The sequence below is a fragment of the Desulfovibrio sp. An276 genome (assembly GCF_002159665.1).
GTDB classification, from domain to species: Bacteria; Desulfobacterota; Desulfovibrionia; order Desulfovibrionales; family Desulfovibrionaceae; genus Desulfovibrio; species Desulfovibrio faecigallinarum.
In genome coordinates this window covers 37,618-52,154 of the sequence record NZ_NFJC01000014.1, presented here as the reverse complement: position 1 = coordinate 52,154, position 14,537 = coordinate 37,618, and the positions used below count along the sequence as shown (strand labels likewise).

The 14,537-nt window shown below is 59.7% G+C and carries 12 protein-coding genes; 4 read left to right on the top strand and 8 right to left on the bottom strand.

From position 1 onward, the window contains the following. Positions 1–88: 88 nt before the first annotated feature. The 8 genes from B5F76_RS07375 to B5F76_RS07340 form a co-directional block, all read right to left on the bottom strand. On the bottom strand, positions 89–1,363 hold the full coding sequence (locus B5F76_RS07375) for an E3 binding domain-containing protein (protein ID WP_087352833.1): 1,275 nt from the start codon (positions 1,361–1,363) through the stop codon (positions 89–91). Between the two features lie 132 nt (positions 1,364–1,495). Beyond that, positions 1,496–2,275 (bottom strand): acetoin reductase, encoded by a 780-nt coding sequence (locus B5F76_RS07370; protein WP_087352831.1) that lies wholly within the window; start codon positions 2,273–2,275, stop codon positions 1,496–1,498. A gap of 83 nt (positions 2,276–2,358) precedes the next feature. Beyond that, complete coding sequence (locus B5F76_RS07365; protein WP_204218349.1) at positions 2,359–2,688, bottom strand: DUF6506 family protein; 330 nt, start codon at positions 2,686–2,688, stop codon at positions 2,359–2,361. A gap of 19 nt (positions 2,689–2,707) precedes the next feature. Continuing rightward, positions 2,708–3,697, bottom strand: coding sequence for an ATP-NAD kinase family protein (locus B5F76_RS07360; protein WP_087352829.1), 990 nt, complete (start codon positions 3,695–3,697; stop codon positions 2,708–2,710). Between the two features lie 115 nt (positions 3,698–3,812). Further along, a complete protein-coding gene (locus B5F76_RS07355; protein ID WP_087352826.1) occupies positions 3,813–4,784 on the bottom strand; it encodes an alpha-ketoacid dehydrogenase subunit beta in 972 nt (323 codons plus the stop codon). 78 nt (positions 4,785–4,862) lie between these two features. Next, positions 4,863–5,825 (bottom strand): thiamine pyrophosphate-dependent dehydrogenase E1 component subunit alpha, encoded by a 963-nt coding sequence (locus B5F76_RS07350; RefSeq protein ID WP_204218348.1) that lies wholly within the window; start codon positions 5,823–5,825, stop codon positions 4,863–4,865. A 99-nt stretch (positions 5,826–5,924) separates the two neighbouring features. Then, complete coding sequence (locus tag B5F76_RS07345) at positions 5,925–6,299, bottom strand: Lin0512 family protein (protein WP_087352824.1); 375 nt, start codon at positions 6,297–6,299, stop codon at positions 5,925–5,927. Positions 6,300–6,314: 15 nt separating this feature from the next. After that, positions 6,315–7,595: a dihydrolipoamide acetyltransferase family protein gene (locus B5F76_RS07340; protein ID WP_239406994.1), complete on the bottom strand. Its 1,281-nt coding sequence runs from the start codon at positions 7,593–7,595 to the stop codon at positions 6,315–6,317. A 373-nt stretch (positions 7,596–7,968) separates the two neighbouring features. Here B5F76_RS07340 and B5F76_RS07335 point away from each other — a divergent pair, with 373 nt between their 5' ends. The 4 genes from B5F76_RS07335 (at position 7,969) to B5F76_RS07320 (ending at position 14,505) form a co-directional block, all read left to right on the top strand. Beyond that, on the top strand, positions 7,969–10,023 hold the full coding sequence (locus tag B5F76_RS07335; RefSeq protein ID WP_087352819.1) for a sigma-54-dependent Fis family transcriptional regulator: 2,055 nt from the start codon (positions 7,969–7,971) through the stop codon (positions 10,021–10,023). Between the two features lie 326 nt (positions 10,024–10,349). Next, entirely contained in the window at positions 10,350–11,420 is a 1,071-nt protein-coding gene (locus tag B5F76_RS07330) for a 2,3-butanediol dehydrogenase (RefSeq protein WP_087352817.1), read from the top strand. 78 nt (positions 11,421–11,498) lie between these two features. Continuing rightward, positions 11,499–12,566 carry a 2,3-butanediol dehydrogenase gene (locus tag B5F76_RS07325; protein WP_087352815.1) on the top strand — a complete coding sequence of 356 codons (1,068 nt, stop codon included), beginning with the start codon at positions 11,499–11,501 and terminating at the stop codon, positions 12,564–12,566. A 403-nt stretch (positions 12,567–12,969) separates the two neighbouring features. Beyond that, the gene (locus B5F76_RS07320) at positions 12,970–14,505 is read left to right on the top strand and encodes an outer membrane homotrimeric porin (RefSeq protein WP_087352813.1); all 1,536 of its coding nucleotides are present in this window, start codon (positions 12,970–12,972) and stop codon (positions 14,503–14,505) included. Positions 14,506–14,537 lie beyond the last annotated feature (32 nt).

Below are 14,537 nucleotides of genomic sequence, written 5' to 3'. Positions count from 1 at the left end.
GGCCGACGCCTGGGGGTTGTTTGGGCGTGTCCGGCCGGCAGATTTGCCTGGACATGTCAGGTAACTGCAAATGGTTGCGAAATATTCCCTAAAAAACGAGCTGCAGGGGGCTTTCTGCGGCGCTCACAAGCTCGTCCATGAAGGCGCAGGCAGCCTCCTCGCTCACGAGACGTGCGTCGTAGGAAAGGACAAGCTCCGCGCACTTGCGCACAACCGGCGCTCCTTCAAGAACGCACACGGCATCGTGCACTGAGCCCAGTGTGAGGCCAGCTGCCTGTCCGGCCACAAGTGAAGGCGTTGCGCGCTCGATCCGTGTTGCAGCAAAGGATGTGAAGGCGCAGGTCGACGAGCCCTGACTTTGGGCCTTCTTCGCATCCGCAAGGGCCAGGATGCCAAGGGCTGCCGCATTGCCGAGAACAAAGCCCGTATCTGCAGCGCCTGCGCGCAGCAGAAGATCGACCTTCTTCGAGGTCTTGAGCTCCCCGTTTGCGTAGACAGCGTTCAGAGCGGGATGGTTGGCAAGGGTCCGCGCCACGGCCAGGGCCACAACGATGTCTATGCCAAGAACATCGGCCCTCTTCTTGTACAAGGCGCCAAGGCGCTTGAGATCTGCCAAAAGTGCCAGACAGGCTGTCATGTCCAGGGTTGCGGAAAGTTCGCGGGCAAAGCTTCCACCGCCCTCTTCGAGAACCATGGCACGAACGCTCTCTTCCGCTGCGGCTTCGGGCTGGGCGGCCTCGGCAGCTGCAGCAGCCTCGGGATTCAGCGCGCGCTCGACGTCCGCCTTCACGATCTTTCCGCCCTCGCCAGTCCCTGTCAGGGTGCAGATGTCAAGGCCTGCCTGGGAAGCGAGCACCCGGGCCAGGGGGGTGATGGCAATCCTGGAAAGCACGTCCTGGCGGGCCAGAACGTCTGCTTCACGGATGCGGCCATTCCTTCCCGTAGGCGTGACAAAGCAAAGGTCCATCTCAAGGAAGCGGGCAAGAGCCTTGGCCCTGGGGGTAGCCAGGATGTAGGAGCCGGCTGCCTTGACAGGGGCCTGGGCTGCAGGCGCTGCCGCATCAGGGGCAGCTTCCGCTTGAGCCTCGGGGGCTGCAGTGGCAGGCTTTGTCGCCACGGCCTCGCCAGCCTCGCCGAGCAGGCCAAGGACCGTGCCCACTTCCACAACCTCGCCCTGGGGGACAAGGATCTGCAAAAGCACGCCGTCTGCGGGACATTCTATCTTGTTGGTGATCTTGTCCGTCTCGACTTCAAAAATCTCGTCGCCCTGATGGACGCTTGCACCCTCGGCCACAAGCCAGCGCGCCACCTTGCCGGTCTTCATGGTCAGACCCAGCTTGGGCATGGTCAGTTCTGTACTCACGTTGTTCTCCCTTCTCTGTCCGGGCCAGGGCCCTGGCCTGAAAGACCTTTCGCATGGGCCCGGCCTGCACGGCGGCCAGGCCCCGAACCTCAAATCCCGAAGCCGGGATTTGGGGCACAATTTCTGTATTTTCTAGCGGTAGACCATGCCGCCGTCGATGAGCACGGCCTGTCCTGTCATGTAGTCGGAATCCGGGCTTGCGAGATAGGAGACAAGGCAGGCCACGTCTTCCGGAGTCTCGGCCCTGCCAAGGGCTATGCCCTCGCAGTACTGCTTGTAGGTTGCACCGGGAGCTGCGCCCGTGATCTTTGCAAAGCCTGCATCGATCTCAAGCCACATGTCCGTGCCCACAACGCCCGGGCAGTAGGCGTTGACATTGATGCCGGCAGAGGCCAGCTCCTTGGCCGCTGCCTGGGTCAGGGCACGCACCGCGAACTTGGTTGCGGAATAGACGCCGATCATGGCGTAGGAGTCGTGACCGGCTATGGAAGAGGCGTTGATGATCTTGCCGCGCTGGTTGCGAGCCTTGAACTTGGCAGCTGCTGCCTGAATGCCCCAGAGCACGCCGTAGACATTGATGGCGAAGATGCGGTCGAGCTGCTCCTTTGTCACATCACACAGGGCTTCCACCTGGGCTATGCCTGCGTTGTTGACCATGATGTCGAAGCCACCCAGAGTCTTTTCCGCGTGGTCAACGGCAGCAAAGACCTGCGCGCGATCGGTCACGTCCGCGACAACGGTCGTAGCCTTGCGACCGCGGGCCTCAATCTCGGCGGCCACCCTGGACAGCTTGTCTGCCTTCTGGTCCACAAGGCAGATGTCCGCGCCGTCCTCGGCCAAACGCAGGGCAATGCCCCTGCCTATTCCTTGTGCAGAACCGGTCACCAGTGCTACCTTTCCCTGAATTTTCATGGGGATATCCTCCGTGTCGTTGGGGGTGTGGTGATCATTTGAAACATACAGACATGCTGTATGTTTGCAGAAAATTTGTCTGGCTATTTGTCGAACATTGTGTCGCCGCTCGCGTTGCCAAGCCCCGGGTGCACGTCAAAGCGCACTGTTCCCACGGGAACGGACACGCAGCGGGCTATGCGGGCTGCGCCCTCGTTGCCGAAGCCTCCGCAAAGCTCCAGGGCCGCGCAGCCCTCTTCCTCAACTGCCCATCTGGCCTTTTCCACGGCCTCGGAATAGGTGTTCACCGGGATGACCAGAAGGTCCACGCCCCGGGTTTTGACCCAGGTCGGGCCGTCGTCGCCGCTCTCGGTCGCTGTCAGAAAGAGAAATCCTGCCTTGAGTTTCATGGTGATCTCCTGAGTGGTCTGCATGCTGCCTGCATATCCCCTGTCAGCCGCGCACAAAGACGCGCTTTCTCCTGGCCTCCTCAAGGGTTCTTGCCACATCCACCACCTGCACGCCGCGCTGGGCCAGGCGTACATAGGCCTCGTCCTTCTTGCGCAGGACAACTTCGCGCTCGCCGTCCAGGGCGAGGACAGCAGGCTGTTGCACGGGAAAGCTTGTTCCCCTGGTCATGGTTTGCTGCGAGACTATGCCCGCCTCCACAAAAAGACCCGGGGCAATGGCAGCGCGCACCTTGCGCTCGGAGCTGCTGTCCAGTTGAAGAGCCAGGCCTGTGCCGGACGAGGGAGGACAGTGGCAAAGCTGGCCGCCAATGGCCGAAAGTCCTATGCTGTCCGCCTTGCAGCGGGCAAGGAAGAGAGCAGTCAGCCTTCCCGCATCCCAGACAGCCCTTGAAGCCACAAAGGCCTCGCGCGCGACAGCCACGTCCACCAGGGCCATGTCCACGCACTCTCCGTTCACAACGATTTCCAGGATGTCCGCCTCAAGGCAGCCGGCCTCCATGGGGATGGCGCCGCTTGCGAGAACACCTGCCGCAAGGCCGGCCATGGTGGCTTCGGTCATGACCGGAAAGACATTGTTGGTCCCTGTGGAAAGCGCCAGGATGGGGAGCTTGCGGCTGCCCTTGCAGGCTGCCCTGGCTGTCCCGTCCCCGCCAAGGACGATCATGAGGCCTGCTCCAGCCTCTTCGAGCATCCTTGCAGCGTTCACAGTGTCTTCCTGATTGTTGTGCTGCCAGTAGACCAGGGGGGCAATGCTTGCCGGGCGCCGGGCTTCGGGCAAGTCTGTCAGGGCCCTTTCCACGATGGCGTAGGAATCCGGCATGTAGAGCACTTCCTCAATGCCTGCTTCCTTCAGGCCTGCCAGAATGCGGCGCACCATGCGGACCTTTTCCTGGTTGTCGAAGACGCTGCCGTGGGCGACTATGCGTCTGATGTCCTTTCCCGAAGCCGGATTGGCGATAAGTCCAACTTTCATGCGTCGCTTTCCCTGGCCGGATATTCTTCCAGCCCCTCAAAGGGGGCAGGAAGAATATCCGGCCTGCCTTTGTGTTCCTGTCTGCCTCTGGCTGGCTCGTCCCGAGCCTCGCCTCCTAGCGCTGCTCGCGCACAGCCTGCACGATCTTTTCCACCGAGGGCATGTAGGCCTGCTCAAGCGTGGGGCTGAAGGGAACAGGACAGAAGGGGGCGCCTATGCGCACAATGGGTGCGTCCAGGTACTCGATGGCTTCCTCTGCCACCATGGCTGCGATTTCGGCGCCCGCACCGGCGTTCTTCACTGCCTCGTGCACGACAACCAGGGCGTGGGTCTTGCGCACGGAGTCGAGGATGCAGTCCTTGTCCAGGGGCACCAGGGAGCGCGGATCCACGACTTCCACGCTGATGCCGTCCTTGGCGAGGATTTCCGCTGCCTCAAGGGCCCTGTGCACCATGAGGGCCGTTGCCACGATGGTCACGTCGCTGCCCTCGCGCACAACCTTGCCCTTGCCAATGGGGATCTCGTAGAGATCATCGTCCACCTCGCCCTCGATGCCGTAGAGGAGCTTGTGCTCAAGGAAGACCACGGGGTTGTCGTCGCGGATGGCACTCACCAAAAGGCCCTTCGCGTCTGCCGGAGTCGCGGGGATGCAGACCTTGATGCCGGGAATATGCATGAACCAGGCCTCAAGGCACTGGGAGTGCTGGGCCGCGGCGCCCACGCCAGCGCCCTGGGGCATGCGCAGCACCATGGGCACCTTGGCCTTGCCGCCGAACATGAAACGCATCTTGGCCGCCTGGTTGAACAGCTGGTCCATGGCGACGCCGATGAAGTCCACGAACATGAGTTCGGCAATGGGCCTCAAGCCTGCCGCGGCAGCACCCGCTGCAGCGCCCATGATGGCGCTTTCGCTGATGGGGGTGTCACGCACGCGCCTTTCGCCAAACTGATCATAAAGCCCCTGGGTAACGCCAAAGCAGCCGCCAAATTTGCCTACGTCTTCACCGAGGATGAAGACATTGGGATCACGCTCCATTTCCTGACGCATGGCGTCGTTCAATGCCTGCAGGTATGTCTTGCGAGCCATAGAATTCTCCGTTTCGTCCCTGTTGTTTCAGGAAAATTTTTGTCTGATGTCCGTCGTATGCCCGAGTCTGAAGCGCCCCTAGGCGTACACGTCTTCCAGAAGGTTCTCTTCGGAAGGAACGGGGCTCGCCTCTGCAAAGCGCACGGCTGCTGCCACGGCCTCGGCCACCTCGCTTGTGATGGCGTCGAGTTCCTCCTGGGTGGCCACCTCGGCCTCCACAAGCTGCCTGGCAAAACGGGGAATGGGATCCTTGGCCTTCCATTCGGCCAGCTCTTCCTCGGAACGGTAAACGCAGGCGTCGCCCTCGAAGTGGCCGCGCCATCTGTAGGTCTTGCATTCGATGAGCGAGGGTCCAAGGCCGTTGCGGGCACGATCCACGGCCTGCAGGGCAGCCTCGTAGACAGCGAGCACGTCGTTGCCGTCCACCACAACACCGGGCATGTCGTAGGCTGCCGCCCTGTCCGCGATGTCGGTGATGGCCATGGCCTTGCGCTGGGCAAGCGAGATGGCGTAGCCGTTGTTTTCGTTCACAAAGATCAGCGGGAGTTTCCAGGCAGAGGCGAGGTTCAGGGATTCCTGGGTGGTACCCTGGTTGGAGGCGCCGTCGCCGAAGAAGCACACTGCCACGTCCTTGCTGCCCTTGTACTGGCAGCTTAGGGCTGCGCCCACGGAGAGGGGGCCACCACCGCCGACAATGCCGTTGGCGCCAAGGATGCCGATGTTGAAGTCGGCAATGTGCATGGAACCGCCCTTGCCCTTGCAGTAGCCGTCCAGGCGTCCGAAGATTTCCGCCATCATGAGATTGAGATCGCCGCCCTTGGCCAGACAGTGCCCGTGGCCGCGGTGGGTGCTGGTGATCATGTCCGAGGCGTTCAGGGCTGCGCACACGCCTGTGGCCACAGCCTCCTCGCCGAGGTACAGGTGCACGAAGCCGGGAATCTGGCCGGCAGCAAAGAATTTCTGCACTTCGCTTTCGAAGAAGCGAATCTTGTTCATGGTGCGGAACATATCCAGAAGGACTGTCTTGTCAGTCTGCATCATGGTCGTCTCCTCTCATTGATCCAGAGGTCAGCGATCGCTCGCTCAAATGGTATGACACCGGTGAAATTCCGGATTTTGGGAATTCGGGGAACAGTTGCTTCAGGCCTGTTCGGGCTTGTCTTCCACATAGACTGTGAGGGCAGCGCAGGCCATGACTATGTCGCTTGAGCCCTTGGCAAAGCAGGCCACCTCAAGGCCAGGCACGCGCATGCCGCCCTTTGCCACCACTATTTCCTTTTCCCCGATGGGGATAAGGGCCTTGAGTTTTTCCACATCCACCTCGTCCGGTTCGGGTATGCGTACTTCGGCGTGGACATATATGCCCTCGAAGGAGGTGCGGCCGAGAATGTCCACAAGCCCGCACAGGCAGGCATGGGAAACAGCGTCACGCACGGCCCTTGCTGCGGCCTTGGTCATATCCGCACCGTGCAGGTCCGCCCCGCTGCCAAGCTCGATGATAAAGCGTCTTTTCATGGGGTTGTCCTTGCATCAGGCCAGCATGAGCATTGGTCTTTCCAGCATGTCGGCAAGGCAGCGCAGGAAGTTCATGGCAGGACCTCCGTCAGTGACCATATGGTTGAAGGTCAGGGAGAGGGTCATGAGCTTGCGCACGCAGATGGTCCCGTTGTGGACATGGGGCTTGTCCTGCACGCGGCCGACACCGAGAATGGCCGTTTCCGGAGGATTCAAAACCGGGGTGAAGCCGTCTACGCCAAGCATGCTCACATTGGAGATGGTGAAGGTACCGCCACTGATCTCGTCCATGGAAAGGCCGCCCTTGCGAGCCCTTGCCGAGACGTCGCGCACTTTTGTCTTGAGCTGTTCAAGGCTGTAGGTGTCCGCCTGCTTCACGTTGGGAACGATGAGGCCGTTGTCCACGGAAACCGCGATGCCGAGGTTTACGTGATGGTGCACGTGAATGCCGTCCTCCACCAGGGTGGAGTTCATGATGGGGTGCAGCTTCAGGGCGCGGCAGACAGCATAGGCTATGATGTCATTGTAGGAGAGACGATAGCCTTCCTCGCCGGCGTGCCTTGCGAGTGCCTCCTCGCGCATGGCCACCATGTCGGTCACGTCGCATTCCACAAAGACGCTGAGCTGGGCAGCGTTCATGAGGGAAGCGTGCATGTTGTCGGCTATGATCTTGCGTATGCCTTCCATGGGCACAAGATCGTAGTCCGCAGGTGTCTCCTGGGAAGCCTGTGCAGCAGGAGCCGGAGCAGCCTTGGGAGCACTAGCCTCGGCCTTCGCGCTCTCGGCCTGGGCGGCCACGTCCCTTTCCATGACAATGCCGTCCTTGCCCGTACCCTTCACAAGGGTGAGATCAACGCCAAGCTCCCTGGCAAGGCGTCTTGCCGCCGGCATGGCCCTGACCTCGCGGGCAGCCTTCGCAGGCTTTGGCGCAGCGGCTGGAGCAGCGTCCGCCCCGGCCTTCGCCTCGTTGGCAGCCTCGTGTTTGGGCTCGGCCTTCGCACAAGTCTCGCCGGCCTCGCCTATGCGGGCTATGACCTCCATGACCGGGACTGTGCTTCCTGCCGCTTCCACAATTTCCAAAAGTACGCCGTCAGCCGGCGCTTCCACCACATTGGTGATCTTGTCCGTTTCCACTTCCAGCAGGGGCATCCCAGCCGAAATCTGGGCACCCTCTTCCACGAGCCAGCGCGCGATTTTGCCGCTTTTCATGGTCAGGCCCCACTTGGGCATCACGACATCCAAAGCCATATACTCAAAACCTCCCTGGGACGTTGCCTTGTGAAACTCGAAATCCATGCACAAAACATGGTGCCTGTATCTGCCCTTTAACATTTGCAATATCGATGCCAGTTTTCAACATACCGATATTGTGCACTCTTTTTACCCTTACCCCTTCCACTGTTCCAAAAACGAGCAAATACCCCCCAACGGGCCACTGTTCCATTATCGAACACCCCCTCTTTCCTGTGATTTTGGCTTGCATATTGGTGCCAGTTTTGTATTATAATGCTAAGGAATCTTCGGGAACTAGCCCCTTGTTGTTCTTTTTTGACACACTCTTTTGCCCCTTGCCTGCTGGGCCAGCACAATCAGAAGGTATTTAGGGCAGCAGAAAGTCCAATTGGCAGGCACTGGGCTTTCGGACAAGCATTATTTAGGGAACAGTCTCATGTACGAGCTACAGCACAACGGAGATATCTCGCACATCAGGGAGAACGAGAAGGATGCTGTTCTCCTGCAGGATCAGGGATTTGCCGCCTTTCAGCCAGTAGAGCACGTGCACCCTTCCCTGGAGGACTGGCGGCGCTTTGTCTCGGGGGACAAAGGCGCGCCCCTGCCCGCCTCCCCGATTCTGGATTCCTGGCGGCGCTGCCTTGCCGGGGGCGTCGATCCCTGGATGCCCAACTGCATGGCCTTTGTGCCCATGAAACAGATAGACGAGCTGGCAGAGCTTTTGAAGAGCCTTGGCAACAGCATCGAGCACACCATCTACCAGGCCATCCGGGAGCGGGATCTGCTCATGACCGTGGCGGACGCCAAGGGACACATTTTGCGCACCATTGGCAACAGAAAGATATTGCAGCAGGCGGACAGTCTGCGCTTTGGGCCGGGAGCTGTCTGGTCCGAGGCAAGCGTTGGTACCAACGCCATTTCCCTGGCCCTGGACACGCACCTTCCCTGGCGGGTCAGTGGCGAGGAGCACTTTTGCATAAGCCACCACACATGGTCCTGTTCCGCTACCCCCATTTTCAACCCCCTGGGAGGACTGTGGGGTTGCGTGGACATTTCCGGACACGTCACCTCGGATCACAGCCAGACCCTGTGGCTGACCATGATGGCTGCGCGCGAGATGGAGCGCCTCCTTCTCGCCTCTTCCGTAGACAACATGGAAGAGGCGTCGCGCGACATGGTACGCATACTGCTTGGCTCGGTGCCGGTAGGTATCTGCCTTGTGAACGAACAGGGAACAATCACCTACGCAAATCCCCTGGCAGCGCGCTTTCTGCGGGCAGGGCAGGATCTGCGCGGGGCAAGCGCAGCCGTCTACTTTGACATGAAAGGCCTTGATCTTTGCGCGAACAACGCCCCAAGGGCTCTGGTCTGCCGGACAAGGCCCCAGCTTTTTGCCGAACTTGCGCCCTTTGCGAGCTCTCTTCTGGGGTCCGGCCACGGTCGCTACTACTGCATTACCCTGCAGGAGACAAAGCCCGCGAACTCGATCTTTGTCCCGCCAAATATCGCAAGGGTCCTTGGCAGGACGGACACGGAGGAAGACGATCCCTTCGCGGAAATTCTCTGCCAGAGCAAGGCCATGCTCGACATCATTGAGCGGGCAAGAGCCATGAGCAAATCCTCTGCGCCCATACTGCTTCTTGGGGAAACAGGCACCGGCAAGGAGCTTTTTGCCAGAGCCCTGCACAGGGCAAGCGCAAGAGCCAACCATCCCTTCGTTGCCGTCAACTGCGGGGCTCTCCCGAAGGATCTCATCCAGAGCGAGCTCTTCGGCCACGAAAAGGGCAGCTTCACCGGAGCAGGCAAAACCAGGAGCGGCAAATTCGAGCAAGCCAACGGCGGCACCCTCTTTCTTGATGAAATTTCGGAAATGCCCCTGGGCATGCAGGTGAACCTCTTGCGTCCCCTGGAAACGGGCACTGTCACGAGGGTGGGCGGCTCCCAGGTCATCAGCACCAATTTCCGCCTCATTACGGCCACCAATCGCAATATCGAGGAACTCGTGGCTACCGGCGCCTTTCGCGAGGACCTCTTCTACCGTATACACGTGCTCACCCTGGAGCTTCCCCCCTTGAGGGAGCGGGCAGGCGATGTCACACTCATAGCCAAGGCCTACGGGCGCAAGCTCTCGCAAAAGCACGATCTGCCCTACGCAGGCTTCAGCTCCGAGGCTCTGTCCTGTCTTGAGGCCTATGACTGGCCAGGCAACGTGCGCCAGCTTGTGCACAGTGTCGAGTACGCAGTAAACATGTCCATGGGAGCCCGCATCGAGCCCAAGCATCTACCGAAAGCCGTGAGCGGCCAGCAGCAAACGGCAAGGGAGAGAGCGAAAAACCTGGACGTGGAAGACTTTTCCCTGGACAACATGGAACGGCGCACCATCATGGCAGCCATCGAGCACTACAATGGCAACATCCTTCAGGCCGCAAAGGCCCTTGGCATAGGCCGCAACACCCTCTACGCCAAGATGCGCAAATACCAGCTCTCCTGAAATTTCCAGCCAAAGGCTCCAAAGGAAGAAAGAGGCCCGAAACTGTTCCATTTCGGCACAGATTCGGGCCTCTTTTCCATGTCTTTTCCTGTATTCACAGTCATTTTTCCCGCAAAGTCACGTCTTTGGGAAAATTCCTGTTCCTTTTGTGAACACGGCAATTTTTCCCGTGTTCCAAAACAGGGCAAGACACTGTGTCTTGCATACGACAAAATGCTTGTGAAAAAAATATCTCGTATTGAATCAGGGCAAATGCATTGTGTGGCATACTCCGTGCATTCCTTGGGCATACCTTTGCAAATCGAATACGCCCCCAGGAGGAAGCTATGGCCGAAACAATGCTTGCTGCCGTATGGCATGCCCCGAAAGACATCCGTGTGGAATCGGTTCCCCTTCCCCCGCCGCCCCCACCAGGCTGGGTACAGATCAAGGTCGCCTGGTGCGGTATCTGCGGCTCTGACCTGCATGAATACCTGGCAGGCCCCATCTTCATTCCCACAAGCCCGCATCCCCTGACCGGAAAGTCCGGCTCCGTCATCCTGGGCCACGAGTTCACGGGCGATGTTGTGGCAGTGGGCGAGGGCGTCACCTCCGTGCGCGTAGGCGACCGCGTGGCGCCCGACGCCTGTCAACACTGCGGCGTCTGTCAGCCCTGTCGCGAGGGCCGCTACAATGTTTGCGAGAAGCTGGCCTTCACAGGCCTGCACAACGACGGAGCCTTCGCGCGCTTTGTGAATGTGCCTGCCGAGCTCTGCTACATTTTGCCAGACGATGTGGACTACGAGGCAGGGGCACTCATGGAACCCCTTGCCACAGGCTTCAAGGCCGTGCGCATGGCTGGAAGCATTCTGGGCCTCACCGTGGTCGTGCTCGGCGCAGGCACAATCGGCCTTGGCACCATCATGGCTGCGAAGGCTGCCGGTGCGGGCCAGATCATCGTTCTCGAAATGTCCAGGGCACGCATAGCCAAGGCAAAAGAGTGCGGAGCAGACGTTGTCATCAATCCGAAGGAAGAGGATCCCGTGGCAGCCATCAAGGCTCTCACCAACGGCTCTGGCGCAGACGTTTCCTTCGAGTGCATTGGCAACAAGCACACAGGCCCCCTTGCCGTGGACGTCATCCGCAACACAGGCACTGCCATCATCGTGGGCATCTTCGAGGAACCGAGCGCCTTCAACTTCTTCTCCTTAAGCGGCACGGACAAGAAGGTCGTGGGTTCTCTCACCTACACCATCGAGGACTTCAAGGGCCTTGCCCGCCTTATGGCAAAGGGCGCCATCAAGGCCGACCCCCTCATCACCGGCCGCATTGGCCTCAAGGATATCGTGGACAAGGGCTTCCTTGAGCTCATCAACAACAAGGACGAGAACATCAAGATCCTGGTCCATCCCGAATAGCCCCTTTCGCCAGTTTTGCCCTTTTCCACAAGGTTCCCGGGCAAGTTCCATACAGGTTCTTGCCCCAAGGAGGAAGCAATGGCCGAAACAATGCTTGCTGCCGTATGGCACGGCCCCAAGGACGTCCGTCTCGACACAGTTCCCCTTCCCCCTCCGCCCCCGCCGGGCTGGGTGCAGATCAAGGTCGCCTGGTGCGGTATCTGCGGCTCTGACCTGCATGAATACCTGGCAGGCCCCATCTTCATCCCCACCACTCCGCATCCTCTGACAGGCAAGGCAGGCTCGCTCATCCTGGGCCATGAGTTCACAGGCGACGTTGTGGCAGTGGGCGAGGGAGTCACTTCCGTGCGCGTGGGCGATCGCGTGGCACCCGACGCCTGTCAGCACTGCGGCGTCTGCCAGCCCTGCCGTGAGGGCCGCTACAATGTCTGCGAAAAGCTGGCCTTCACGGGCCTGCACAACGACGGTGCCTTCGCAAGCCTCGTGAACGTGCCCGCAGAGCTCTGCTACATATTGCCCGACGGCGTGGACTATGAGGCAGGCGCTGTCATGGAACCCCTTGCCACAGGCTTCAAGGCCGTGCGCATGGCTGGAAGCATTCTGGGCCTTACCGTGGTCGTGCTCGGTGCAGGCACCATAGGCCTTGGTACCATCATGGCTGCGAAGGCTGCCGGTGCAGGACAAATCATAGTCCTTGAAATGTCCAGGGCACGCATAGCCAAGGCCTGGGAGTGCGGAGCAGACGTTGTCATCAATCCGAAGGAAGAAGATCCCGTGGCTGCCATCAAGGCCCTCACCAACGGCTCTGGCGCAGACGTTTCCTTCGAGTGCATTGGCAACAAGCACACAGGTCCCCTTGCCGTGGACGTCATCCGCAACACAGGCACTGCCATCATCGTGGGCATCTTCGAAGAGCCGAGCGCCTTCAACTTCTTCTCCTTAAGCGGCACAGACAAGAAGGTCGTGGGATCCCTTGCCTACACCATCGAGGACTTCAAGGGTCTTGCCCGCCTCATGGCAAAGGGTGCCATCAAGGCGGAGCCTCTCATCACCGGCCGCATTGGCCTTGAGGACATCGTGGACAAGGGCTTCCTTGAGCTCATCAACAACAAGGACGAGAACATCAAGATCCTTGTTCACCCATAATATACCACAATATATCCTCGCAAACAGGGCCGAGCAAAGAGTTCGGCCCGGGGAATTACTTGTGCGAAAAGCGTTGAGGCAGGCAGCTATCTGTCGCATGACACGCCCGTCCTTTTTTCCAAAGCCTGCCTTGGCGTCCAGCACAAAAAAAGGACGTCCTCTCGGGCAACAAGCCTGGGAGGACGTCTCCACACAAAACAAAGAGAAGATACGTGGGGCAGGAAAAAAGCGGGTTTTTCCCTGCCTTGCGCCCGCAAAAACAGATTCTCTCCCACAAAACCTGTCTTGTGCCCCGGGTCCGCCTTGTCGGACCCACAGTATCAACCGCGCATTGACTTAAGGTTATCCGCTCCACTCCCGGACGGAACAATCCAGGTTGAAGCAAAACATCACGGGAGAACACATGAAAAGACTTGCCACCCTGTTTCTGGCAGCCGGCCTTGCCCTGTTTGCTGCCAGCGGTGCCCAAGCCATAGAATTCAAGGTCAGCGGCGAGTGGCTCATGGGCTTCAATGCTGCGGAAGGCAGCCTGCTCAGCCACACACGCCAACAAGGAGCAAGAAAGAAGGCCGACAACAAGGACATCTTCTCCGCAGGCCAGCGCCTGCGCCTGCAGCTTGATGCCGTAGCATCGGAAAACCTGTCCGGCACGGTCTTCTTCGAAATAGGCGACACCAACTGGGGCCAGGCCTCCACTGGCGGCGCGCTTGGCGCGGACAGCACCAATGTCATCAAGCTCAAGCGCGCCTATATTGACTGGGCCCTGCCCAATACGGAACTCAAGGTACGCATGGGCCTGCAGGGCCTGCCCCTGCCCTTCGCGGCAGGCGGATCCGCCATCCACAACGATGACGTGGCAGGTGTGGTCGCCAACTACCGCTTCAGCGAAAACGTGGGCGTGACCCTGCTCTGGGCCAGGCCCTACAACGACAACTACACGGCAATCAAGGATGGCTCTTCCAATGACAGGGACGGCTATCTCGACAACATGGATCTCATCTCCCTGGCCGTGCCCCTGACCTTCGACGGCATCGAGGCAACGCCCTGGGTCATGTACGGAATCATCGGGCAGAACACCTTCAGGAACAACGAAAATCCCCGCCGCTGGTTCACCATGAGCGGCTACGAGCACGACAACGGTCGCTGGAACAGCGAGACCTTTGATCGCAAGCACGCCAACACCTCTGCCTTCTGGGCAGGATTGCCTGTGAAGCTCACGCTCTGGGATCCGTGGAACATAGAGTTCGACATCAACTACGGCTACCTTGAAAGCATGGGACGCGGCAATATCACGCGCGGCGACGGCGTCACGGAACGCTACAGCACAAAGCGCGAGGGCTGGCTTGCCAAGGCCCTTGTGGAATACAAGATGGACTGGGGCGTTCCCGGCATCTTCGGCTGGTACTCTTCAGGCGACGATGGCAATCCCGGCAACGGTTCCGAGCGCCTGCCAGCAGTCTCCTCTGCCGGCAACTTCACCTCCTTCCTTGGGGACGGAAACCTTGCCTGGGCGAGCTCTACGGACCTCTACGACCGCAATCTTTCCTACGCCGGCACCTGGGGCATAGGCCTGCAGATACGGGACATGAGCTTTGTGGAGGATCTGAAGCACACCTTCAGGGCCGTGTACCGCGGCGGCACCAATTCCCCCTCCATGGCAAAGTACGCCCTGCATCCCTGGAGCTGGGGCTCGTGCGTGGACGATCCCAACATCAGCGACCTTGAGCACTATCTCACCACCAACGACGGTATCCTCGAATTCAACCTTGTGAACGCCTACCAGATATACGAGAATCTGCAGGTGAACCTGGAGCTGGGCTACCTTGTGAACTTCATAGACCAGGACACCTGGAAGAGATCGCACGGCGGAAAGTGGGGCGAGACGTACTCAAAGCAGGACGGCTGGAAGGCACAGCTCATCTTTGCCTACACCTTCTGACACTTCCTTGCCCCGGCACACAACATGCAACA